Annotated in this window: 21 protein-coding genes; 5 read left to right on the top strand and 16 right to left on the bottom strand. The window is 66.8% G+C overall.

What is annotated here, in order from left to right:
• The 6 genes from PVZ78_RS24495 to PVZ78_RS24470 all read right to left on the bottom strand — a co-directional run bounded on the left by PVZ78_RS24495 (position 1) and on the right by PVZ78_RS24470 (position 7,516).
• A complete protein-coding gene (locus tag PVZ78_RS24495; protein ID WP_028684087.1) occupies positions 1 to 876 on the bottom strand; it encodes an ABC transporter permease in 876 nt (291 codons plus the stop codon).
• Positions 873 to 1,829, bottom strand: a complete 957-nt coding sequence (locus tag PVZ78_RS24490) for an ABC transporter permease (protein WP_009049176.1) — start codon at positions 1,827 to 1,829, stop codon at positions 873 to 875. The genes PVZ78_RS24495 and PVZ78_RS24490 overlap by 4 nt, the downstream gene beginning before the upstream one ends.
• A gap of 48 nt (positions 1,830 to 1,877) precedes the next feature.
• On the bottom strand, positions 1,878 to 3,515 hold the full coding sequence (locus PVZ78_RS24485) for an ABC transporter substrate-binding protein (protein ID WP_273829402.1): 1,638 nt from the start codon (positions 3,513 to 3,515) through the stop codon (positions 1,878 to 1,880).
• Between the two features lie 89 nt (positions 3,516 to 3,604).
• The gene (locus PVZ78_RS24480; RefSeq protein WP_081361332.1) at positions 3,605 to 4,879 is read right to left on the bottom strand and encodes an NAD(P)/FAD-dependent oxidoreductase; all 1,275 of its coding nucleotides are present in this window, start codon (positions 4,877 to 4,879) and stop codon (positions 3,605 to 3,607) included.
• 42 nt (positions 4,880 to 4,921) lie between these two features.
• Entirely contained in the window at positions 4,922 to 5,590 is a 669-nt protein-coding gene (locus PVZ78_RS24475) for a haloacid dehalogenase type II (RefSeq protein ID WP_009049179.1), read from the bottom strand.
• A gap of 453 nt (positions 5,591 to 6,043) precedes the next feature.
• The gene (locus PVZ78_RS24470) at positions 6,044 to 7,516 is read right to left on the bottom strand and encodes an aldehyde dehydrogenase family protein (RefSeq protein WP_124301648.1); all 1,473 of its coding nucleotides are present in this window, start codon (positions 7,514 to 7,516) and stop codon (positions 6,044 to 6,046) included.
• Between the two features lie 267 nt (positions 7,517 to 7,783).
• Here PVZ78_RS24470 and PVZ78_RS24465 point away from each other — a divergent pair, with 267 nt between their 5' ends.
• Together PVZ78_RS24465 and PVZ78_RS24460 are read left to right on the top strand one after the other, a co-directional pair.
• Positions 7,784 to 8,641, top strand: coding sequence for a GNAT family N-acetyltransferase (locus tag PVZ78_RS24465; RefSeq protein ID WP_273829401.1), 858 nt, complete (start codon positions 7,784 to 7,786; stop codon positions 8,639 to 8,641).
• A gap of 61 nt (positions 8,642 to 8,702) precedes the next feature.
• On the top strand, positions 8,703 to 9,428 hold the full coding sequence (locus PVZ78_RS24460) for a cupin domain-containing protein (protein ID WP_016705151.1): 726 nt from the start codon (positions 8,703 to 8,705) through the stop codon (positions 9,426 to 9,428).
• A gap of 68 nt (positions 9,429 to 9,496) precedes the next feature.
• On the opposite strand, the gene PVZ78_RS24455 is transcribed toward PVZ78_RS24460, so the two are convergent.
• The 9 genes from PVZ78_RS24455 to PVZ78_RS24415 form a co-directional block, all read right to left on the bottom strand.
• A complete protein-coding gene (locus tag PVZ78_RS24455) occupies positions 9,497 to 9,745 on the bottom strand; it encodes a hypothetical protein (RefSeq protein WP_038632647.1) in 249 nt (82 codons plus the stop codon).
• A gap of 195 nt (positions 9,746 to 9,940) precedes the next feature.
• Positions 9,941 to 10,840, bottom strand: a complete 900-nt coding sequence (locus PVZ78_RS24450; RefSeq protein WP_101282556.1) for a polysaccharide deacetylase family protein — start codon at positions 10,838 to 10,840, stop codon at positions 9,941 to 9,943.
• 157 nt (positions 10,841 to 10,997) lie between these two features.
• On the bottom strand, positions 10,998 to 11,684 hold the full coding sequence (locus PVZ78_RS24445; RefSeq protein ID WP_124301650.1) for a phosphoribosyltransferase: 687 nt from the start codon (positions 11,682 to 11,684) through the stop codon (positions 10,998 to 11,000).
• Between the two features lie 23 nt (positions 11,685 to 11,707).
• Positions 11,708 to 12,598, bottom strand: coding sequence for a universal stress protein (locus PVZ78_RS24440; RefSeq protein WP_016705147.1), 891 nt, complete (start codon positions 12,596 to 12,598; stop codon positions 11,708 to 11,710).
• A gap of 130 nt (positions 12,599 to 12,728) precedes the next feature.
• Positions 12,729 to 13,496, bottom strand: a complete 768-nt coding sequence (locus tag PVZ78_RS24435; protein WP_273829400.1) for an ABC transporter permease — start codon at positions 13,494 to 13,496, stop codon at positions 12,729 to 12,731.
• A complete protein-coding gene (locus PVZ78_RS24430; protein ID WP_009049188.1) occupies positions 13,496 to 14,695 on the bottom strand; it encodes an ABC transporter substrate-binding protein in 1,200 nt (399 codons plus the stop codon). The genes PVZ78_RS24435 and PVZ78_RS24430 overlap by 1 nt, the downstream gene beginning before the upstream one ends.
• A gap of 141 nt (positions 14,696 to 14,836) precedes the next feature.
• The gene (locus PVZ78_RS24425; RefSeq protein WP_124301651.1) at positions 14,837 to 15,643 is read right to left on the bottom strand and encodes an ABC transporter ATP-binding protein; all 807 of its coding nucleotides are present in this window, start codon (positions 15,641 to 15,643) and stop codon (positions 14,837 to 14,839) included.
• Positions 15,640 to 16,710 carry an acyl-CoA dehydrogenase family protein gene (locus tag PVZ78_RS24420; RefSeq protein WP_273829399.1) on the bottom strand — a complete coding sequence of 357 codons (1,071 nt, stop codon included), beginning with the start codon at positions 16,708 to 16,710 and terminating at the stop codon, positions 15,640 to 15,642. The genes PVZ78_RS24425 and PVZ78_RS24420 overlap by 4 nt, the downstream gene beginning before the upstream one ends.
• A gap of 63 nt (positions 16,711 to 16,773) precedes the next feature.
• Positions 16,774 to 17,334, bottom strand: coding sequence for a carboxymuconolactone decarboxylase family protein (locus tag PVZ78_RS24415; protein ID WP_110176906.1), 561 nt, complete (start codon positions 17,332 to 17,334; stop codon positions 16,774 to 16,776).
• Between the two features lie 104 nt (positions 17,335 to 17,438).
• Here PVZ78_RS24415 and PVZ78_RS24410 point away from each other — a divergent pair, with 104 nt between their 5' ends.
• Positions 17,439 to 18,362, top strand: a complete 924-nt coding sequence (locus PVZ78_RS24410; RefSeq protein ID WP_124301653.1) for an AraC family transcriptional regulator — start codon at positions 17,439 to 17,441, stop codon at positions 18,360 to 18,362.
• 24 nt (positions 18,363 to 18,386) lie between these two features.
• On the opposite strand, the gene PVZ78_RS24405 is transcribed toward PVZ78_RS24410, so the two are convergent.
• On the bottom strand, positions 18,387 to 19,334 hold the full coding sequence (locus PVZ78_RS24405; protein ID WP_273829398.1) for an ABC transporter substrate-binding protein: 948 nt from the start codon (positions 19,332 to 19,334) through the stop codon (positions 18,387 to 18,389).
• A 338-nt stretch (positions 19,335 to 19,672) separates the two neighbouring features.
• Between PVZ78_RS24405 and PVZ78_RS24400 the strand changes: the two genes are divergently transcribed.
• Positions 19,673 to 20,665, top strand: a complete 993-nt coding sequence (locus PVZ78_RS24400; protein WP_273829397.1) for an aliphatic sulfonate ABC transporter substrate-binding protein — start codon at positions 19,673 to 19,675, stop codon at positions 20,663 to 20,665.
• A gap of 64 nt (positions 20,666 to 20,729) precedes the next feature.
• The gene (locus PVZ78_RS24395; protein WP_273829396.1) at positions 20,730 to 21,578 is read left to right on the top strand and encodes an ABC transporter permease; all 849 of its coding nucleotides are present in this window, start codon (positions 20,730 to 20,732) and stop codon (positions 21,576 to 21,578) included.
• Positions 21,579 to 21,596: the final 18 nt, after the last annotated feature.

Below are 21,596 nucleotides of genomic sequence, written 5' to 3'. Positions count from 1 at the left end.
TCAATGACCTCCCGGACGGCGGCTGCGGCGCGACGAGATCCTGTCGATGAACAGGTTCACGCCAATGGTCAGGGTGCCGATGGCCAGCGCCGGGATGACGATGGCCGGCGCGCCCTGGTTGAGGCCGCCGATGTTCTCGCGCACCAGCGAGCCGAGGTCGGCGTCCGGCGGCTGCACGCCGAGGCCGAGGAAGCTCATGCCGCTGAGCAGCAGGACGATGAAGCCAAAGCGCAGGCCGAGGTCGGTGAGCACCGGGTTGAGCATGTTCGGCAGGATCTCCACGCAGGCGATGTACAGCCGGCGCTCGCCCCGGGTGCGGGCCACCTGCACATACTCCAGGGCCTCGATATTCACCGCCAGGCTGCGGGCGATACGGAACGCCCCGGGGGTGAAGCTCAGCACCGCGGTGCACACCAGCAGCACCACCGAGGAGCCGAAGGCCGAGACCATGATCAGCGCCAGCATCTTGCTCGGGATGGAGATGAAGGCATCCATCAGGCGGCTGATGACTTCATCCAGCCATTTCGGCGCGACCACCGAGAGCAAGGCGCAGGCGGTGCCCAGGCCGCTGGCCAGGACCGCGGAAATCAGCGCCAGGCCGACGGTGAACCGCGCGCCCACCAGCACCCGGCTGAGCATGTCGCGGCCCAGGTAATCGGTGCCGAATGGATAGGCCGCGCCCATGGCGTCGAACACATTGGCGGACACCACTTCGCCCACCGGGTGCGGCGCCAGCCAGGGGCCGAACAGCGCCACCAGCAGCCACAGCACACACATCGCGGCCCCGGTCAGGCCGAGCCAGGACGGCCCGTGGGACACCTTGCCAAGCGCCAGGTCGGGCGTGGCAGGCGTCGACTTCAGCATGAGATTGCTCATTGGTTTCTCAGCCTCGGATTGGAAAGAATCGCGCACAGGTCGGCAATCAGCACCAAGCCCAGGTAGGCCGTGCAGAACAGCATGGTGCAGGCCTGGACCAGCGCCATGTCGCGGTTGGTCACCGCGTCGACCATCAGGCTGGCGATCCCGGGATAGTTGAAGATGGTTTCGACGATCACCACCCCGCCCAGCAGGTACGACAGGCTCAGCGCCACCGCGTTGGCAATCGGCCCGATGGCGTTGGGCAAGGCGTGGCGCAGCACGATGCGCACCGGGCTGACGCCCTTGAGCCGGGCCATTTCCACGTAGGGGCTGTCGAGCTGGTCGATCACCGCGGCGCGGGTCATGCGCGCCATTTGCGCGACGATGACGAAGCACAGGGTCATCACCGGCAAGGCGTAGGTGCGCAGGAACTGCAGCGGCGAGTGGGTTTCGCTGGCGTAGGACAAGGCCGACAGCCAGCCCAGGTTCACCGCGAACACTAGCACCGCCAGGGTCGCCACCAGGAACTCCGGCACCGCCACCAGGGCCAGGGTGATAAAGCTCAGGACGCTGTCCAGGCGCCCGCCGCGGCCCATGGCCGAGCCGATGCCCAGGGTCAGCGCCACCGGCACCGAGACCACCGCGGTCACCGCCGCCAGCATCAGGGTGTTGGGCACCCGCCCGGCCATCAGCTCGCTGACCGGCATGGCGTTGGACACCGAGGTGCCCATGTCGCCGGCCAGCAGGCTGAGCAACCAGTGCAGGTAACGCACCACACCGGGCTGGTCCAGGCCCAGTTTCAGGCGCAGCGCCGCCACCTGTTCCGGCGTGGCGAACTGCCCCAGGGCCTGTTGCGCCGCGTCCCCCGGCAATACCGCGGTGATGGCGAACACCACCATGGAGACGATCAACAAGGTCACGACCGCGGCGCCCATGCGCCGCCCGATCAACCACAGTGTGTTGCTATTCATCGCCCTTCCCTCCTGCCTTGCAGCTCCGACGGAACCCGCTTTCGCCCCTCACGCGTCCAGCCACACCTGCTCGGCGAACATGTAGCCCATGAAGCCGCCCAGGGGGTTGCTGCCATAGCCCTTGATACGCTGGTCGACCCCGTCGATGTTGCTGATGAACACCGGGATGCCGATGCCACAGTGGTCGTGCACCAGGGTCTGCATGTCGGCGTACATGGTGCTGCGCTTGGCGTCGTCGGTCTCGCCGCGGGCCAGCATCAGCAACTGGTCGAACTGCTCGTTCTTCCAGCCCGACTCGTTCCATGGCGCGCTGGACTGGAAGAACTGCGAGAAGATCACGTCGGCGTTCGGCCGCGGGTTGATGTTGCCGAAGCTCAGCGGGTGCTTCATCCAGTGGTTGGACCAGTAGCCGTCGCTGGGCAGGCGGTTGACGTTGAGGGTCAGCCCGGCCTGCTTGGCCGACTGCTGCAGGAGCACGGCGATGTCCACCGAGCCGGTGGCGGCCGGCGAGGCCACCAGCGGCATGCTGACCTTCTCCATGCCGGCCTTCTTCAGCAGGAAGCGGGCCTTTTCCGGGTCGTACACGGTCTGCGGCAGGTCAGCGTTGTAGTAACGCGAACCGGGCGCGATCGGGTGGTCATTGCCGACCACGGCGTAGCCGCGGAACACCGCGGATTTCACCTGTTCGCGGTCCAGCAGGTGCTTCAGCGCCTGGGTGAATTCCGGGCTCTGGCCAGGCAACTGGTCCTGGCGAATGATCAGGTCGGTGTAATTGCCCGACGGCGCGTCCACCACCCGGTGCCCGGCGCTGGCGGCGATGCGCGCGGTGGAGCGCGGGTTGACCTCGTTGATCAGGTTGACATCGCCGGAGAGCAAGGCGTTGACCCGCGAAGGCTCGTCGGCGATGGCGATGAACTCGATCTCGTCCAGGTACGGCAGGCCCGGCTTCCAGTAGTTCGGGTTGCGCGCGGAGACCGAACGCACGCCCGGCTTGAACTCCTTGACCTTGAACGGCCCGGTGCCGATGCCCTGGCTGAAGTCGGTGGTGCCTTCGGGCACGATCAGCAGGTGCGAGACCGCGAGGATCGACGGCAGCTCGGCGTTCGGCGCCTTGAGGCGGATCTGCACCTCATGGGTGCCGGTGGCCTTGATCTCGGCGAACTGCTCCATCAGCGGCATGACCTTGGAGCCGGTGGCCGGGTCCTTGTGCCGCGACAGCGAGAACACCACGTCGGCGGCGGTCAGGCCCTTGCCGTTGTGGAAGGTCACGTCCTTGCGCAGGGCGATGATCCACAGGGTGGCGTCGGTATTGTCGATGCGCTCGGCCAGCTCCAGCTGCGGCACCAGGTGGCTGTCGAAGCGGGTCAGGCCGTTGTAGAACATGAAGTGCCGCACATAGTCGGTGGACAGTGCGCCGCGGGCCGGGTCGAGGGTGTCGGCGGTGGAACTGGACATGCCGGCGACGCGGATGCGTCCGCCCGGCTTGCCCTTGCCCGGCGCCGCGCTGTCGCTGGCGAGCAAGGTGCCGGCACTGCCGAACAGGCTGCCGGCGCCCGCGGCGGCGACACCGGCCACGCCAAGCATGCGCAAGGCACTGCGGCGGGACATGCCACGGTTCAGGCCCTCGAAAACCCGCAGGCTTTCTTCGCCGGAAATCAGTTGCGGATCGACTTTGTTGTCAGTCATAGCAGTTCTACCTGTCGAATAATGAGAAGGCTCGAGTGCTCGCGGTTGACCGGAGCGTCCTGGAAACGCAAAACGACGGTGCAGCAAACTCAGTGCAGATAGTCCTGGAAGCGGTAGTAAGCCCCTACCAACGGCAGGAACCAGGGCTTGCCGAAGTGCCCGGGAATCGCCGGCCACGCCAGGTCTTGCCAGGGGTTGGCGCTGGCCTTGCCGTCCATGACCTCGGCCATGACCTGGCCCATGTGCACCGACATCTGCACGCCATGGCCGCTGTAGCCCATGGCGTGGTAGATGCCGTTGCGTTCGCCGGCCCGGGGCAGCCGGTCGCTGGTCATGTCCACCAGCCCGCCCCAGCAGTAGTCGATCCCGACCCCGGCCAGTTGCGGGAACATCTGCACCATGGCCGCCTGCAGCACCTTGCCGCTCTTGGCGTCGGAGCTGGGGCTGGACATGGCGAAACGCGCCCGGCCGCCGAACAGCAGGCGGTTGTCCGGGGTCAGGCGGAAGTAGTTGCCGATGGTGCGGCTGGTGACATAGGAACGCTGGTGCGGCAGGAGCCGCTCGACCAAGGCTTGCGGCAGCACCTCGGTGGTCACCACGAAGCTGCCCACCGGCACGATGCGCCGCCGGTACCAGCCGAGGTCGCCATGCTGGCAGGCGCCGGTGGCCAGCAGGATCTGCCGCGCCTGCAACGAACCGCGCGCGGTGTCGAGCCGGTAGCCGCCACTGTTGCCCTGCCAGCCTTTGACCGTGCAGTCCTGATAGATCAGCGCGCCATGGCGTGCCGCCGCCTGTGCCAGGCCGACGCCGAAGCGCCCGACATGCATCTGCACGCCGTTGCGCTGCAACAGGCCGCCGTGAAAACCGGCGGAATCGACTTCGCCGCGCACCTGCTCGGCGGACAGCAACTCGACATCGGCATCGACCTCGCGGCGAATCAGCTCGCAGGTGCGCGCCAGCCCTTCGTAATGCAAGGGCTTGGCCGCCAGCTTGAGCTTGCCGTTGCGCTTGAGGTCGCAACCGATGCCCTCCTGCTCCACCAGCGCCACGACGCTCTGCACCGCCCGCTCGTAGGCCTGGTAATAGGCCCGCGCCCGCTCGGCGCCGAGGCTGGCGCTGAGGGCGGCATAATCCTGGGCCACCCCGGTGTTGCACTGGCCGCCGTTGCGCCCGGAGGCTTCGCCGATCACCCGGCCGGCCTCCAGCACCACCACCCGGGCGCCCTTCATGGCCAGCGCGCGGGCCGCGGACAACCCGGTGAACCCGCCACCGACGATCGCCACGTCGACGCTGTCCGGCAACGCGCCGGCCTGTGCCCCGGTGAACGCCGGCGCACTGTCGAGCCAATAGGATTCACTGCCCATGCCTGACTCCCTGACCATGCCTTGAAGAGCGCCCATGACCGATCAGAGACCGACCAGCGCGGCCAGGCCGCCGATGTCGGGGATCTGCTGGTAGCCGTAGATGGCGTTGGCCGGCTGTTCGTGGCCACGGGCGACGAAGGCCTTGTGCTTGATCTTCATGTCGTGGGCCGGCATCAGGTCGTAACGGAAGCTGGAAGACACGTGGAGGATGTCTTGCGGGCCGCAGCCGAGGTTGTCGAGCATGAACTCGAAGGCCGCCAGGCGTGGCTTGTAGGCCTGGGCCTGTTCGGCGGTGAAGACCTTGTGGAACGGCGCGCCGAGCTTGTCGACGTTGGACATGATCTGGCTGTCGCTGGCGTTGGAGAAAATCACCAGGGGGATCTTGTCGGCGATCTTCGACAGGCCGGCCGGCACGTCGGGATGGGGGCCCCAGGTCGGCACCGCGTCGTAGTACAGCTGGCCTTCGTCACGGTACTCGACGCCCCAGCGTTTGCAGGTCCGCGCCAGCGCGGTCTTGAGGATCTCGTCGTAGGGCCTCCAGTCGCCCATCACCTGATCCAGGCGATAGGCCGAGAAGTCCTTGACGAACTGGTCCATCTGCTCGGGGCTGACGCGGTCGGCGAACAGCTCGCGGGTCATGGTGCCCATGTGGAAGTTGGTCAGCGTACCGTAGCAGTCGAACGTAATGAATTTGGGACGAAGAAAGCTCATTGAGTGCGGTCCTGAAGTTCGTTGAGGTCATGGCGTGACACGCAAGAGCGCGGCTGCCGGAGCCCTGATGCAGCGTTGCAATCACAGCTTCATTACAACACCGTGAAATCAGCAGATGGCGTTAAAAGCGCGGGCTGCTCGATACAAACCACCGTTTTTCGGGGTGCCCTCAGCAGACTTTGCGGGGCGCGCCAGCCTTGGGCAAAGCCCGTATTCATGCGCTTTTATGGACCTTTTCCGGCCGCCGGGGCTCAAGCCAGGGCCCGACCGCCGCAGAACCTGCGCCGCCCCCAACAAAAACGGGCGCCCCCGTCTGGAAGCGCCCGTTTCGCTGAATCGCAGAGTGTGTCCCGGTCAATCCCCAACCGGTGGCGGCCGGCCTTCGGCCGCGCCGGAAGGTTCAATGCATACTTCGTACCGCCCCGCTCACCCGCCGCCCGCCGGTCATGGCTTTCAGCCGGCGATATCGATCAGCACGCTCTTGAAGCGCAGGTTGGCCTCGAAGGCTTCGCGCCCCAGGTCCTTGCCGATACCGGAACGCTTGTAGCCGCCGGTGGGCAGGATGTAGTCGTTGCTGCGCCCGTAGCGGTTGACCCACACCGTACCGGCCTCCAGGCGCCGGACCAGGCGCAGGGCGCGGTTGATATCGGCGGTGTGCACCCCGGCGGCCAGGCCGTAGGTGGCGTGCTCGGCCAGGCCCAGGGCCTCGGCTTCGTCGTCGAAGGCCTGCACCGTCAGCACCGGGCCGAAGATCTCCTCGCAGACCGCAGGGTTGCTGTTGTCCAGGCCGGTCAGCAGGGTCGGCTGGTAATAGGCGCCGCCCAGGCCATCGAACAAGCCGCCGCCACAGAGCACCTCGGCGCCGGCCTGGCGCGAACGCTGGACGATGCCGTCGATGCGGTTGGCCTGCTGCCGGGAAATGATCGGCGACAGCGTGCTGGTCGACGACCAGGTCGGCCCCGGGCGCAATTGTTCGAAGTACGTCCGCAGGTGCTCGACGAAGGGCTGCATGATCGAGCGTTCGATCAGCAGCCGCGAACCGGAAACGCAGACCTGCCCGGCGTTGCCGGTAATGGCCATGGCCACGGTGCGCGCGGTCCTGGCGATGTCCGGCACGTCGGCGAACACCAGTTGCGGGCTCTTGCCGCCCAGCTCCAGGGTCACCGGCTTGGGCCCGACCAGGGCACAGGTGGACATGATGCTCGAACCGGTGGCGGTGGAGCCGGTAAAGGTCACCTTGGCCACCCGCGGATGGCGACACAGGGCATCGCCAGTGACCCGGCCGTCGCCCTGTACCACGTTGAAGATGCCCGCCGGGATCCCCGCTTGCAGCGCCAGTTCGGCGAAACGCAGGCTGGAGAACGGCGTCAGTTCCGACGGCTTGAGCACCACCGCGTTACCGGCGGCCAGGGCCGGGGCGACTTTCCACGAGGCCATGCTCAGCGGGAAATTCCACGGCGCGATGGCGGCGATCACCCCATAGGGTTCGGCGATCTGCATGCCCAGGCGGTCGGTCTGGGTGGCGGCCAGCGAACCGCCGTGCTTGTCCGCCAGCTCGGCGAAAAAGCGGATGCCTTCGGCGACATAAGGAATGTCCCAGGCGATCACGTCCTGGTGCGGACGGGTCGAACCCACGGCCTCCAGCGGCGCGAGGATCGCCGCGTCTGCTTCCACCAGGTCGGCCCAGCGCCGCATCACCCGCGCCCGCTCCCGGGGCGGACGGCTGGCCCAGTCGGAGCGGGCGAAGGCCTGCCAGGCGTTGTTCACCGCCTCGTCCACCCATTCGGCGTCGGCGATCGGCAACTGTCCATAGGCCTGGCCGTCCGACGGGCGCGAGACTTCCAGCCCGGGCGCGGCGTCGCGGTACTGGCCGGCGATGAAATGAGCGCTGCGCACAGCGACAAGACGAGGATCGAAGCTATCCATGGAGCACTCCACTAAAGGCGGCAATAAGGTCGGCGAAGGCCGGTCCGGAAGGTAAAAACCAGGCCTCCATCCTAGGAAAAAAGCGCAAGCATTTGCTGCCGACCTTATGCCCCTTTTAAGTAGTTACTGTGGTCTGCCGGCCGCTCTTTTAGGGATTCTGCCGAATCGCTGCCGGGCTCTTGCCAGGTCTCGGCGCAGATGGGATACAGACGCATCGCCGCACAGCAAAGCCGACGATCGCGCTTATCTTTTCCACGGAGTCTTGCCATGTCCGCCACCCCTCACCCCGCTTATGTGTATCGCCCGATGACTGTCGCCGACCTGCCGGCGGCCCACGCCCTGTCGGTGCAATTGAAGTGGCCCCATCGCCTGGAAGACTGGGCGATGTTGCAGCGGGTCAGCCAGGGCTTCGTGGTGGAAGACGGCGAGCGCCTGATCGGCAGCGCCTTCGCCTGCCTCCAGGGTGACTACGCCACCATCGGCCTGGTGATCGTCAGCAACGACTACCAGGGCCAGGGCATCGGCCGCGCCCTGATGGAAAAGGCCCTGCACGCCTGCGGGTCGCGCACGCCGGTCCTCAACGCCACCCTGGCCGGCGCGCCGCTGTATGCCAGCCAGGGCTTCGTCGAGTTCGGCATGATCCAGCAGCATCAGGGTCAGGCACAGGCGCCTGAGGTCGGCTCCCTGCCCGCCGGCGAAAGCTGCCGGCCGCTGCGCAAGGCCGACCGCCTGCGCCAGCTGAGCCTGGCCAACGCCGGCAGCGGCCTGGACCGCCAGCAGGTGCTGGAAGACCTGTTCGCGGTGGTCGAGCACGGCGTCGGCATCGAGCGCGACGGCCAGTTGCGCGCCTTCGCCCTGCTGCGGCCGTTCGGCCGTGGTCGCTGCATCGGCCCAGTGATTGCAGAAAACCCCGAGCAGGCCCGGCAGATGATCGCCAGCCTGCTGAGCAAGGTTCCCGATGCCTTCGTGCGCATCGACATTCCGGCCGACTGCGGCCTGGCCGACTGGCTGCAAAGCGCTGGCCTGAAACAGGTCGACCAGGTCGCGCAGATGGCCCGCGGCACCCCGCCCCGGGCGCTTGGCGGCGTTCGCCAGTTCGCCCTGGTGACCCAGGCCATCGGCTGATCCACAACGCCGCGGGCGCCCGCCGCGCGGCACCTTTTCCACTTCCCAGAGAGTCATCTGTATGTCCACACCCGCCGCTTTGCTGCTGGCAGGCGCCGACGGTCGCTTCGACGCCAGCCTGTTCACCCCCGCTGCCCTGGGCAGCCACGACCCTTTCGGCGCCGATCGGCTGGTTGCCTACAACGGCAGCGACGGGATTGCCGCCGGTGTCGTGCGCACCAGCGCAAGTTTTGCCATCGAGGATTTCCCCCACATCGAAATGCTCGTGGTGCACGCCGGCAAGGTGCTGCTCCACAGCGCCGAGCCGTCTGCGGAACCAGCCCTGGAACTGGCCCCGGGCGCCAGCGCGGTGATCGGCCGTGGCAGCACCTTCAAGCTCGAGGCCGAACCCGGCACGCTCTGGGCCTTCTGCGCAGTGAAACGCGCCGCCGCGGGCGCCGAACCGGGCCTGACGCTGCTTGACCCGCGGGCCATGCTCTCGCCTTCGGCGGCCCCCGAGCCGCAGATCCTGATCGGCCCGGAACCGCAATGCCGCTCGCGCAACGCCTTCGAGGACGACGCCTGCGACCTGCGGATCGGTGTCTGGGACTCCACGCCTTACCGCCGCCATGGCCGGCCCCACAAGCTCCATGAGCTGATGCACCTGGTGGAAGGCAGCGTGACCCTCGAGGGCGCGGATGGCAGCCGACTGACCGCCGGCCCCGGCGCTACGCTGTTCGTTGCCCAGGGCACGCCCTGCGCGTGGCACAGCACGGCTTATGTGCGCAAGTTCTATGCGGTGAAGTAACGCCCGGCGCAAACGACAACGGCGCCCTCGGGCGCCGTTGTCATGTCAGGCGAAAACCGCCCTGCGACTCAATCGTCATCGTCGTCATCGTCACGGTCGCGACGATAGCGCCCGTCCTTGTCCCGCCGGTCGTAGCGGCGGTCGTAACGGTCGTCGTCATGATCGCGGTCGCGGTAGTAGTCGCGGTCATAACGACTGTGGTCGCGCCAGCGGTCATGGTCGCGATCGTAGCGCCGGCCGTCGTCCCAATGGGGGTAGCAGCCACCCAGCAGCAGCGTGGAGCAAAGGGTCAGGGTGAGTGTCGCGAGTCGCTTCATGGGAAGTGTCCTAGAACCTGGGTCAGAACGATGGGTTGGCAAAGCAGCCCGGCAACGCGCCGGGCCCTGTGCGAACCGGCGGCGCCGGCGCCTGCAACCCCCCATGTGACTGTAAAACCAGAGATTTATTCGATCCTGGCAAGGCACTGGCGGACCGACGGTCATGTCTTGTCCCATGCGAACGGTCACGCCTGCTCAATGGGAATTCCTGTCCCACAGCCAGTTCCACAGCCCCGGCAACCGCACCGGCTGCTCGCTGCTGGTGACGGTGCGGGTCATGACCGCCCGTTGCAGCGCCGCGGTATCGTCGTAGAACGGCTTGGGCGCGGTCCGAAGGCCATTGGCCTGAGCGCTGTCGAGCAAGATCTGCAGGTATTCCCGGGTATGCCGGGCGGTGTAGCGATTGAGGTCGTGGAAGGTCACCACCACCGGGATCGCTCCGTCCACCGTCGGCAACTGGCCCAGGGCAATGCGTTCGCGCACCTCCGACAGCTGGCGCAGCATGTTGGCCCGGCGCCGTGGGCTGGCGTTGAACCCCCAGACCTTGCCGTCGTTGGCGCTGAGGTCGGTCAGCAACACATGCAGGCCATGCCGTTGATAGGCGGCGAAGGTGCGCTTGTCGTAGTTCCAGAATGGCGGGCGCACCAGGTTCGGCGGCACGCCGGTGATCAGCGCGATATCGGCGCCGCCGTCGTTCAGGGACGCCTCCAGCTCCTGCGGGTCGAGCGAGCGATGGTTGGTGTGCCTCGGCGTGGCGGTATGAAAGCCCAGCACATGGCCCTCGGCGTGTTCGCGGGCCATTATCCGCCGCCCGATGTCGCTGCCGCCGGCCCGCGAGGCGCGGGTCTGGACGAAGAACACCGCCTTGATCGCCGGTTGCAGCGGGTTGTCGAGCAGGTCGTCGAGTACCCGTTCGGTCGGGTTATAAAGGCTGGAAGCGCTGGGGCCGTCGTCGAAGGTCAGCAGAAAGCGGATCGGCGCCTGAACGCGCAAGCGTTGCTCGGTCTGCGCGGTCATTTCGATGGGGGCAGCAATGCAACCGGCCAGGCCGGCGGCGAGTAGCACTGCGCAGAGAAGCTTGAAGCCTCGTTTCATGTTTTGCCCTGTGTCGGACCGTTGCGGTCGTCACCTCAATGGCAAAAATCCCTCGCCCATGGATCCCTCGCCCGGCCTGCACGCAGCGCCGGGCACAGCTTGGAGGGGCAACCAGGGTTTTGGTTCCGGGGCGCCCGGTTTCAGGCCGCCGAGACGTTCATACCGCAGCGCCTTCGCACGGCCGCTGCCAGGCCTGTTGCAACAGTTCGATCACCTCCTCGTCCGAGGTCTGGGCAAAGTCCGCATAGCCGTTGCCGATCGACACGAACCACAGCGGGGTGATCGGGCAGATCAGCTCGTCGACCTCGAAACTCAGGGTGTCCACGGTTTCCTGCGGCGCCAGGGGCACGGCCACCACTATCCGCGCCGGGTGCTGCAGGCGCGTGGCCTGTACCGCGGCGTGCATCGAGGCACCGGTGGCCAGCCCGTCGTCCACCAGGATCACCACCTGGCGACGCAGGTCGGGCGCGGCCCGGTCGCCGCGGTAGACCCGATCGCGGCGCTGCAACTCCTGGGTTTCCCGCTGGGTTACCGCTTGCAGCGCGGCATCACCGATGTGATGACCGTTCAGGACGTCCTGATTGAGGATGCGGATGCCGCCGCTGGCGATGGCGCCCATCGCCAGTTCTTCATGACCGGGCACGCCGAGCTTGCGCACCAGCATCAGGTCCAGCCGCACCTCCAGGGCCCGGGCGATTTCCCAGGCCACCGGCACCCCGCCCCGGGGCAACGCCAGCACGATCACCTCGGGCCGGCGACTGTATTTCTGCAACGGCGCGACCAGCCCCTGCCCGGCGGCCTGGCGGTTGCGCAAGGTCATCTGCAATGACGGATATTCGCTCATGTCTCACCTCCCCAGGCGCCCGGCTACAGCGCCAGCAGGCTGCAGGGCAGCTGATACAGCGCGTGCTCGGTGGTGCTGCCCACCAGTTTCTCCAGGCCCTCGCGATGCACACGGCCCATGACCAGCACGTCGGCCTGGTTCTCGGTGACGAAATTGGCCAGCACCGTAACCGGCTGCCCAAGGATGAAATGCCGCCGTTCCTCGGGCACGCCGTAGCGCTCGGCGAGTTCGAGGAAAGCTTTTTCCAGGGTGACCCGCAGTTCCCGGGTCAGGTCCGCCAGCACCAGGCCACCGCCCCCGGCATCGCCCAGGTAGACCGACGACACGTCATAGGCGTGCAACAGGTGCAGCTCGGCATTGCATTGCAGGGCCAGGCTGTTGGCTTCGTGGATGATCCGGTCGTTGAGCCCGTTGTGCTGGTACTCCGGCCGCGACGGGTCGACCGCCGCCACCACCATCTGCGGCAAGGTATGGCCGTGGCGGCCCATCAGGTACAGCGGGACCGGGCACCGGCGCAGCAGGTGCCAGTCCATCGGCGTGAGAAAGGCGCGTTTGAGCGCCGGTTCGTGCTGCACGTCCTTGATCAGCAGGTCGGGCTGGATTTCCGCGACGTGCTGCAGGATTTCCTCCAGCAGGTCGTCGGCCCAGGTCACCTCGCCGTTGACCGTGACGCCATGGCCACGCAGCCGATGCACCTCCTCCTGCAACCAGTTCTGATGTTCCAGGCGATAACGTTCGCGCGCCTCATTGCGCACGTGGTGCTCGAACAGGGAAAGAATCGACACCGGCTTCAGCAAGGCCGCGATATGCAGGGTCGCGCCGCTGGCCTTGGCCAGGGCGGCTGCACGCGGGATCGCCGGGGATTGGCGCATTGCCGGGTCGATGACCAGCAACAAGCGTTGGTACTGGCTCATGGCGCACCTCCAGATAGGCTGGACGCCCACGCCGGCCACCGGCGCCTCTTTATAAACGCCGGTGCGTCAACGCCGGATCGAACGCCAGCATGACTTCAGACTTCCCACTGACAATGCGCCCGTCGCGGCGTTACGGCAAGGGCGTCCAGCGTCGGTGCAGACCGCGGGCCAGGCTGTCCAGGGCAAAGCCCAGGGCGCCGATCAGCAGCACCATGGCCATCAGTTCCGAATAGGCCAGGCGGTCACGGGTATCGAGGATGAAATAGCCCAGGCCGGCGCTGACGCCGAGCATTTCGCAGGGCACCAGGACGATCCACAAAATGCCGATGGCCAGGCGCACGCCGGTCAGCACATGGCCCAGCACCCCGGGCAGGATCACCTTGCGCAGGGTTTCCCAGCGGGTGGCGCTGAGGCTGCGGCTCAGTTGCAGCCAGCGCGGGTCGAGCTGGCGCACCCCGGCCGCGGTGTTGAGCAGGATCGGCCAGACCGCGGCGAAGGCCAGCAGGAAGTAGATCGGCTGGTCCCCTACCCCCATCAGCATCACCACCACCGGCATCCACGACAGCGGCGAGATCATCCGCAGGAACTGGAACGCCGGGGTGGTGGCCGCCTCCAGGTGGCGGTAGCTGCCGATCAGCAGGCCCAGGGGCACGCCGACCAGCAAGGCCAGGGCCAGGCCAACCAGGATGCGCTTGAGGCTGACCAGCACATGCTCGTACAGCTCGGCGCGGCCCAGCAGTTCCAGCAGGCTGACCAGGGTCGCCGCCGGCGAAAAGCGCGCCGCCAGCCCCTCGGTGCTGCCGAACAGGCGCACGCCAAGCCACCACAACAGCAGCAGGCACAGCAGCCCGCCCACGCCCAGCAGCCAAGGCAGGTTCGATGCGGATCGCTTGGCCATCAGAGGCTGAACTCCTCGCTGCGTTCGAAGCTGTCGGGCAAGCCGAATGCCTTGAGCCCGCCGACCGACGCGATGGCGTTGCGCACGAAGCGCTCGTCCACCAGGTCGCGGGCGGTGTGCTGCGGGTCGAGGCTGGCCAGGAAACCCTTGTCGCCTTCGATCAGGGTGTCCTTGAGGCGCTTGACCAGCTCCTCGGTGTAGCTGGGGAACGGGTACGGCTGAAAGTCGATGCGCTGCTCGTCCCACTGCGCGTGCTGGATCGCGCCGTCGGCCAGGTATTGCTGGCGTTCGCCGGCACTCGGCGCCAGCACCCGGCTCAGCACCTGAGGCGCATGCGGGGTGTAGCGGTTGGCGCCGTCCCGGGACAGCAGCCGGGCGGCCTCGGCGCGGTTGTCGCGGGTCCACAGCTGCGCCTTGACGATGGCGTTGACCACCTTCTGCGACCATTCGGGGCGATTGTTCAGATCCTGCTCATGCATGAACACCACGCAGCAGGCGTGGTTGCGCCAGATATCCCCGGTAAAGCGCTGCACCCGGCCGACCTTGAGTTCCTCGGCCAGGGCATTGAACGGCTCGGCGACGATGTAGCCGGCGATGCGCTTGCTGGCCAGGGCCGGCGGCATGTCCGACGGCGGCAGCACCAGCAGGTTGACCTCGTTGGCCGCCAGCGGGCTGCTGGCCGGCCGGCTCACCGGGGTCAGGCCGTTGTCGCGCAGCAGTTGCTGCACCACCACGTTGTGGATCGAGTACCAGAACGGAATCGCCAGCGCCTGCCCGCCCAGTTGGCGGACCTCGGTGATGCCCGGCGCCACCGTCAGGCCGGAGCCGCCAACGTGGTTCCAGGCCACCACCTTGGCCGGCACCTTGCTGCCATAACGGGCCCAGACGGTCATCGGCGACAGCAGGTGGATCACATTGACCTGCCCGGAAATGAACGCCTCGATCACCTGCGCCCAGCTGCGCAACAGCACCGGGCGCTCGGAGCGGATGCCCTCGGCCTCGAACAGGCCGTTGTTATGGGCCACCAGCAAGGGCGTGGCGTCGGTGATAGGCAGGTAACCGATGCGCACCGGCGCGTCCGGCTCCGCGGCGGCGCGGGCCTGCAGGCTACCCAGCAACGGCAAGGCGCCGCCGGCGGTGAGCAAGGCGCTGAGTTTGAGGAAGTCGCGACGGCTGTGAGTGAAGTCATCCAGGCACATGGTGTATCTCCGACAATTCGGGCGAGGGTTTGGCCGCGATCTCCTGTAGGAGCGAAGCTTGCTCGCGAAAAACCTCAACGTTGACGGGGTGTCTGGGACACTGCGCCGCTCTGACGTTTTTATCGCGAGCAAGCTTCGCTCCTACAGGGGTAGAGGCTGCGGTAAGGCTTGGGGTTGTGCAGTGCGGCTCGCCCGCCGAAGGGTTTTGAGAATCTCGATACGCAGGGTGCCCAGCTCTTCCACGAGCTCGGCACGCGGCTGAGGCAGGTCGATGCGCCACTCGCCGAGGGTTCGCGCCGGGCTGTTACCCAGTAGCAGAATGCGCTCGGAAAGCAGCAGGGCTTCGTCGATGTCGTGGGTGATCAATAACGCCGCGGTGCGGTGCTCGGCGATCACCTTGAGCAGCAGTTGCTGCATGTCGGCGCGGGTCACTTCGTCCAGCGCGCCGAAGGGTTCGTCGAGCAACAGCACCTGTGGCTGGCGCGCCAGGCAACGGGCCAGCGCGGTGCGCTGGGCCATGCCGCCGGACAGCTGCGCCGGGTAGTGCCCGCGGGCATGCTGCAGGCCGACCTCGGCGATTGCCTGGTCGACCCGCGCCTGGCGCTGTTGGGCGTCCAGCGCCGGCTGGCGGGCGAAGTCGAGGCCGAAGGCGACGTTGTGTTCCAGGTTCAGCCAGGGCAGCAGGCTGGGGTCCTGGAAAGCCACGGCCACCCGTGGATGCGGGCCGTCCAGCGTTTGCCCCAGCAGGCTGACACTGCCACCCTGAGGCGCCTGCAAGCCGGCCAGGACCCGCAACAGGCTGGATTTGCCGACGCCGCTGGGGCCGAGGATCGACACCACCTCCCCCGGCTGCAAGCGCAGGTCGAAGCCTTCCAGCACCGCTTGCCAGCCGTGTTCGCCGGGGTAGCCGAGGCTGACCTGCCGGGCTTCGAGCAAGGCCGCGCTCATGCCGCCGCGTCCCGCGCCTGGCGCTGCAACTCGGCGCGCAACTGCACCAGGCTCGGCGTGACGACCGGCACGAAGGCCGACTCGCGCCAGCGCCGGGCAAAGCCGCTGCCATGTTCGCTCAGGTAGGCCTTGCCGCCACTGGCCTGCAACTCCAGCTGCACGGCGTTGGCGACGGCCTCGGCCAGGGCGATGCGCAACCGGAACAGCGCCGCGGGCTGGGTCAGGAAACGCCCCTCCAGCAGGCCGCGCTTGAGCTCATCGACGCGCTCTTCCAACTGCTGGCGTTGCTCCTGCAAGGGCTCGCGCAGGATCGAACGGCCGCTGTGCAAATGGGTTTGCACTTCATCCAGCGCGCGCCGCGCCAGGCCGATGGCCATGCCACATTGCAGGCCGAGAAACGCCGGGCGCACCGCCGGCAGAAAGACCTTGGCGTCCTCGTGCAGCAACCAGTCATGGCCAACCTCGACCTGTTGCAACTCCAGCGCCGCGGTGTTGCTCGACTGCAAGCCCATCAGTTGCAAGTCCTCCGAGCGTTGCAGGCCATCCAGCGCCGCGGGAATCGCCAGGACAAAGGGCGCGCCACCCTCTTCGTGCTCGATGGCCGCGGCCACCACAAAACCGCTCTTGCGCAGATTGGTGACCCAGTGCAGGCGCCCGTTCAGGCACCAGCCGCCGGCTTGTGGCAACGCACGGACTTGCAGGGCCTCGATGCCCGAGAGGAACTTCATGGCGTTCGACAGCCCGGTGGCTCCCGCCAACTTGCCGCTGAGCAGGTCCGGCAACAGACGCTCGCGCAAGGCCGCGTTGGGGCTGTGCAGCAGGTATTCGATAAAGGCCCGCTGGCCCCAGAACACAAAGGCCGCCGCCAGGGAATGGCTGGCCACCGCGGCCACCGCTTCCACGGCAGCGCCCAGGTCGCCGTCGCTACCGCCCTGCCCGGCCGGAATGCCGATGCGCAGCACCTGGGCCTCGGCCAGTCGCGCCAGCACCTGCTGCGGGTCGCAGTGGCCCAGATCCAGGGCCTGGGCCTCGGCGTCCAGCCATTGACTCAATGCGGGGTCGAGCATGTGGTTTTCTCCTTTTCTACGCGGCAGCGGCCCACCGGCCGTGCCTTGAATCCAGCCGCTGCATCATTGCTGCGGCGCTTGCCAGCGGTACTTGGCCAGTTCCGGGTTCAGCGGCGTGCGGGCGAACACGTTGGCGAAGTTGCACAGGGTCGCCAGGCTCACCCCGAGAATCACCTCCAGGGCATTGCCCTCGCTGTAGCCGGCGGCCTTGAACGCCGCGAATGTCGGCTCGCTGACGTTGCCGCGGGTGGCGATCACCTCGGCGGCGAAGGCGGCCAACGCCTGCAGTTTTGCCTCCGGCAAAGGAGTCAGCTCACGCAACGCGCTGATCACTTCGTCCGGCAGCTTGGCCTTGTTCTGCGCCACCGCAGTGTGCCCGGCCACGCAGAAATCGCAACCGTGGGTGGTGGCCGCCACCAGTTGCACCACTTCCCGTTCGGCCAGGCTCAGCTCAGCCTTGCCATTGAGCGCCGATACCGTAACGTAGGTCTCCAGCGCCGCCGGGGCATTGGCCAGGATGCCCAGCAGATTGGGGATGAAGCCCGAGTTGTTCTGGGCGTTCTGCAAAAACGGCCGGGCCGCTTCGGGAGCGCTTTGCAGGCTGTGTAGAGTGATGCGCGACATGCGATGGACTCCTGTTGTGTAGGTGTCCGGCCAGTCTGTTGGTTATAAGAATTTCGATCCATATTCTAAAGTAGCGATTACTTGCTCCTGAGTGTTTCCATTAGATGATTTCGTCCAGCCCACTGGTTGATTGGTTATTAGAAAGCCTCGAACTCGACGCCAGCCTGTTCCATGTCGGCCGTTACTGCGGCGGCTGGCACGCCAGCACCCACGGCCTGGCCCGGGCCAGCTTCCACCTGATCGTGCAAGGCCATTGCTGGCTGCATATCGAGGGCCAGGAGCAGGCCCAGCGCCTGAATGCCGGGGATGCGCTGTTCCTGCTGCGCGACCTGGACTATCGCCTGTCCAGCGCCGAACAGCGTAGTGCCGCCCATGAACTGCCACGCAGGGCCATGCAGGCGTTCGACGCTCACGCAAAAGATCAGGCCGAAGATGGCGTGGGCCTGGTCTGCGGTTTCTTTCACTTCAGGTCCGGGCTGTCGTCGCTGATCATCGACGGCCTGCCGGACTGGATCGTACTGCGCGCCGGCGACCCGTCCCTGAGCGCGGCCCGGGCCCTGTTCGAGCTGATCCTGGAAGAATGCCAGCGCATACCCGCGCCCTCTTCGGCGCTGCTGGAACGCCTGAGCCATCTGCTGTTCCTCTATGTGCTGCGCCAGCAGGTGGCCGACAACCAGGGCCTCGGCGGACTGGTGGCGCTGGCCCGGCATCCGGCCTTCGCCGCGCTGCTGGAACAGCTGATCGAACACCCCGAACAGCCCTGGCCCCTGGAAAGCATGGCGGCCTGCACCGGGCTGTCGCGCTCGGCCTTCTTCAAGCGCTTCAACGAACTGGCCGGGCAATCCCCGGGCCAGGTCCTGCTGGCGCTGCGCATGCGCCACGCCTGCCAGTTGCTCAAGGCCAACCACACCGTGGAACAGGCCGGCGCGGCGGTGGGTTATCAATCGGTGGCGGCCTTTACCCGCGCCTTCGCCAAGGCCGTAGGCGTGCAGCCGGGGGCTTATCGCCGCCAGCACGAAGGACGCTGACGCTCGGCAGTCCTCAGCGTTCGCTTACGGGTTCAGGGCCTGGGTAAAGGACGTATCGACAACAGTCGCGGTGGCCAAGGGCTCCGGCAGCGCCTTGACCTTGAACAGGAAGTCCGCGGTGCTTTGCAGGTCGGCGGCGGCCTGCGGGTCCACCGGGCCGACGCTCATGTGCGCCTGGCGCAGCCAATGGCGGGAGACGTTCGGGTCGAGGTTGGCCTTTTTCGCCCACAGGTCGGCGTACTGGTCGGTGTGGCTGTCGACCCAGGCACGGGCCTGTTTCAGGCGGCCGAGGAAGTCGGCGATGGCGGCGCGCTTGCTGTCGATGGCCGGGGTCGAGGCGGCGATGGCGCTGAGGCCGGGCATCAGGTTCTTCGCGGTGAGGATCGGCCGCGCGCCGGAGAACAGGATCTGTTGCGAGATATAGGGCTCCCACACCGGGAAGGCGTCGATGCTGCCCTGGGGCAAGGCCGCGGCGGCGTCGATCGGCATCAGCTTGATGAACTCGACATGGTCCTCCGGCAGGCCGGCCTGCTCCAGGGCGCGCAGGGTCAGTTGCTGGCTCCAGGCGCCGGGCCAGTAGGCGACCTTCTTGCCCTTGAGGTCGGCGATGGTTTGCACCGACGAGTCCTTGGGCACCAGCAAGGCGATGGTGTCCGGGTTCTGCCGTGAGACGCCGATCAGCTTCACCGGCGCCTGTTTCGCGGCGAGGAACAGAAAGCCCGAATCGCCGAGGAAACCCAGGTCCAGGGCGCCGGTATTCAGCGCTTCGGCCAGCGGTGCGGCGGCCTGGAAGTGTTTCCAGTCGACCTTGTAGGGCGCGCCTTCGAGTACACCCGAGGCCTCCACCGAGGCTCGCACGTTGTAGTAGTTCTGGTCGCCGACATGCAGGACCAGCGGCTCGGCGGCCTGGGCCAGGGGTACCGCGAACAGGGTGCTGAAGAGCAGGCGGCGCAAGCGTCGGGAGAGCGTCATGGGAAATTCCTGGATGATTGGAAAAGCGGATTTTCTAGAACATAACGCTCTTAGAATCTGGTTTTGAAATTCTGTTAACGCATAAGCTCATAGCCGCTTCTGCATCCGCAACCCGTAGCTGTTGATAGAGAAACAGCAAGGCAACAGGCTGTTGGCCAGGCAACATCGCCTGAAGCTTCTTTCTCCTGGCAACGCCTGGAAACCGCCCTTCCCCGGTCTATGGCACAGAGCCTGCAATATTCCTTTCCGGCAGGACTCACCCCTGCCTTCCGTTACTTTTGAAATAAGAGACGGAAATAACAACATTGCCCTCTCGCCGCCTTGTCCGGAGCCGCTCCATGAAACCCGTCTTCCGCTTCCCCCTGGCCCGCGCCAGGTACCTGCTCGGCGCCTGCGCCCTGGCGCTTAGCCTGCAACCCCTGGCCCAGGCCGCGGAAAGCCCGCCGGCCGAAGTGCACCTGGACTACGCCTATTACTCGCCGGTCAGCCTGGTGCTCAAGCGCTTCGGCTTTCTCGAGAAGGCCCTGCCCCAGACCAAGGTCAGCTGGGTCCTCAGCCAGGGCAGCAACCGCTCCCTGGAATACCTCAACAGCGGCGGCGTCGACTTCGCCTCCTCCGCCAGCCTGGCGGCGGTGCTGAGCCGGGCCAACGGCAGCCCGATCAAGTCGGTGTACGTCTACAGCCGCGCCGAATGGACCGCCCTGGTGGTGCGCAAGGATTCGCCGTACCGGACAGTCGCCGACCTCAAGGGCAAGAAGATCGCCGCCACCAAGGGCACCGATCCCTACCTGTTCACCCTGCGCAGCCTGCAACAGGCCGGGCTGAAAAAAGACGATGTGGAACTGGTGCACCTGCAGCACCCGGACGGCCGCACCGCCCTGGAAAAAGGCGACGTCGACGCCTGGGCCGGCCTCGACCCGCATATGGCCGCCAGCGAAGTACAGGCCGGCTCGCGCCTGCTGTACCGCAACAGCGCCTTCAACAGCTACGGCGTGCTCAGTGTCACCGAGCAGTACGCCAAGGAGCATCCGCAGACCATCGCCACCGTGCTCGCCGCCTACGAGCAGGCCCGCGAATGGTCGGTCAAGCACCCGGACGAGTTGGCCAAGCTGCTGGCGGACGAATCCGGCCTGCCGCTGGAAGTGGCCCGGCTGCAACTGTCGCGCACCGACCTCGGCAGCCCACAGTTGAGTGCCGAGGATGTGCTGGCCTCCAAGGCCGCCGCGCCGATCCTGGTCTCCGAGGAACTGGTGCGCCGCGGGGTGAACGTCGATCAGGTGATCGACCAGTTGCTCGACACCGGCGTCAAGCAGGCCGTGGCCCGTCAATAACCTACCGCCCAGGCGACAACCGAGCCCGCGCCTGACGCGGATTCGGCGTTGCCGGAGAATCGCCATGAGCAGCGACAGCAACAACCTCTCGACCCGCCTGGCCTTGTCCGCGCAGGGCAAGCTCCCGCGCTTCAACCCCGTCCGCTGGCGCCTGCGCCTCAAGGGCCTGGTCCTGCCGATAGCGATCATCCTGCTGCTGGAGATCGTGGTGCGCCTCGGCTGGCTGCCGTCGTACCAGATGCCGGCCCCCAGCGAGATCGCCCTGACCCTCGGCGACCTGGCCCAAGGCGCGCTGTGGAAACACATCGGCGCCAGCCTGCTGCGGGTGCTGCTGGGCTTTGCCATCGGCGCCAGCCTGGCCCTGGTATTCGCCGCCTGGGTCGGCCTGAGCCGGGAAACCGAAGCCTACCTGGAGCCGACCTTCGCCGGCCTGCGTTCGATCCCCAGCCTGGCCTGGGTGCCGTTGCTCCTGCTGTGGCTGGGCATCGACGAGACCTCGAAGGTGGTGCTGATCGCCATCGGCGCCTTCTTCCCGGTGTACCTCAATGGCGTGGCGGCGATTCGCGATATCGACCGCAAGCTGGTGGAGGTCGGGCATATGTACGCTTTCGGCCGGCGCCGGCTGGTGCGGCGGATTCTCCTGCCGGCCGCCCTGCCCGGCCTGTTCACCGGCTTGCGCAGCGGCATGAGCCTGGCCTGGATGTTCCTGGTGGCCGCCGAACTGATCGCCGCCACCAAGGGCCTGGGTTATCTGCTCAGCGACGGCCGGGAAACCTCGCGGCCGGACATCGTGCTGGCGGCGATCATCGTCCTCGCCGTGCTCGGCAAGCTCAGCGACGGCCTTCTCGCCGGCCTGGAAAAACGCTGCCTGGCCTGGCGCGACACCTTCAATGGCCAAGACAGCCATGACTGAAACACAGAGGATCGAGCC

Source organism: Pseudomonas sp. SBT1-2 (assembly GCF_028640875.1).
Classification (GTDB): domain Bacteria; phylum Pseudomonadota; class Gammaproteobacteria; order Pseudomonadales; family Pseudomonadaceae; genus Aquipseudomonas; species Aquipseudomonas chlororaphis_I.
Note: the sequence above shows the minus strand (reverse complement) of the source record. Positions and strands in the feature narration are given on the sequence as shown.

Bases quoted from the DNA above. Each gene is read 5' to 3' on its own strand.
- PVZ78_RS24480 (WP_081361332.1), bottom strand. From the start codon at position 4,879: ATGGGCAGTGAATCCTATTGGCTCGACAGTGCGCCGGCGTTCACCGGG.
- PVZ78_RS24430 (WP_009049188.1), bottom strand. From the start codon at position 14,695: ATGTGCCTGGATGACTTCACTCACAGCCGTCGCGACTTCCTCAAACTC.
- PVZ78_RS24490 (WP_009049176.1), bottom strand. From the start codon at position 1,829: ATGAATAGCAACACACTGTGGTTGATCGGGCGGCGCATGGGCGCCGCG.
- PVZ78_RS24395 (WP_273829396.1), top strand. From the start codon at position 20,730: ATGAGCAGCGACAGCAACAACCTCTCGACCCGCCTGGCCTTGTCCGCG.
- PVZ78_RS24440 (WP_016705147.1), bottom strand. From the start codon at position 12,598: ATGAGCCAGTACCAACGCTTGTTGCTGGTCATCGACCCGGCAATGCGC.
- PVZ78_RS24435 (WP_273829400.1), bottom strand. From the start codon at position 13,496: ATGGCCAAGCGATCCGCATCGAACCTGCCTTGGCTGCTGGGCGTGGGC.
- PVZ78_RS24420 (WP_273829399.1), bottom strand. From the start codon at position 16,710: ATGCTCGACCCCGCATTGAGTCAATGGCTGGACGCCGAGGCCCAGGCC.
- PVZ78_RS24415 (WP_110176906.1), bottom strand. From the start codon at position 17,334: ATGTCGCGCATCACTCTACACAGCCTGCAAAGCGCTCCCGAAGCGGCC.
- PVZ78_RS24465 (WP_273829401.1), top strand. From the start codon at position 7,784: ATGTCCGCCACCCCTCACCCCGCTTATGTGTATCGCCCGATGACTGTC.
- PVZ78_RS24400 (WP_273829397.1), top strand. From the start codon at position 19,673: ATGAAACCCGTCTTCCGCTTCCCCCTGGCCCGCGCCAGGTACCTGCTC.
- PVZ78_RS24455 (WP_038632647.1), bottom strand. From the start codon at position 9,745: ATGAAGCGACTCGCGACACTCACCCTGACCCTTTGCTCCACGCTGCTG.
- PVZ78_RS24410 (WP_124301653.1), top strand. From the start codon at position 17,439: ATGATTTCGTCCAGCCCACTGGTTGATTGGTTATTAGAAAGCCTCGAA.
- PVZ78_RS24405 (WP_273829398.1), bottom strand. From the start codon at position 19,334: ATGACGCTCTCCCGACGCTTGCGCCGCCTGCTCTTCAGCACCCTGTTC.
- PVZ78_RS24445 (WP_124301650.1), bottom strand. From the start codon at position 11,684: ATGAGCGAATATCCGTCATTGCAGATGACCTTGCGCAACCGCCAGGCC.
- PVZ78_RS24450 (WP_101282556.1), bottom strand. From the start codon at position 10,840: ATGAAACGAGGCTTCAAGCTTCTCTGCGCAGTGCTACTCGCCGCCGGC.
- PVZ78_RS24485 (WP_273829402.1), bottom strand. From the start codon at position 3,515: ATGACTGACAACAAAGTCGATCCGCAACTGATTTCCGGCGAAGAAAGC.
- PVZ78_RS24475 (WP_009049179.1), bottom strand. From the start codon at position 5,590: ATGAGCTTTCTTCGTCCCAAATTCATTACGTTCGACTGCTACGGTACG.
- PVZ78_RS24425 (WP_124301651.1), bottom strand. From the start codon at position 15,643: ATGAGCGCGGCCTTGCTCGAAGCCCGGCAGGTCAGCCTCGGCTACCCC.
- PVZ78_RS24495 (WP_028684087.1), bottom strand. From the start codon at position 876: ATGAGCAATCTCATGCTGAAGTCGACGCCTGCCACGCCCGACCTGGCG.
- PVZ78_RS24470 (WP_124301648.1), bottom strand. From the start codon at position 7,516: ATGGATAGCTTCGATCCTCGTCTTGTCGCTGTGCGCAGCGCTCATTTC.
- PVZ78_RS24460 (WP_016705151.1), top strand. From the start codon at position 8,703: ATGTCCACACCCGCCGCTTTGCTGCTGGCAGGCGCCGACGGTCGCTTC.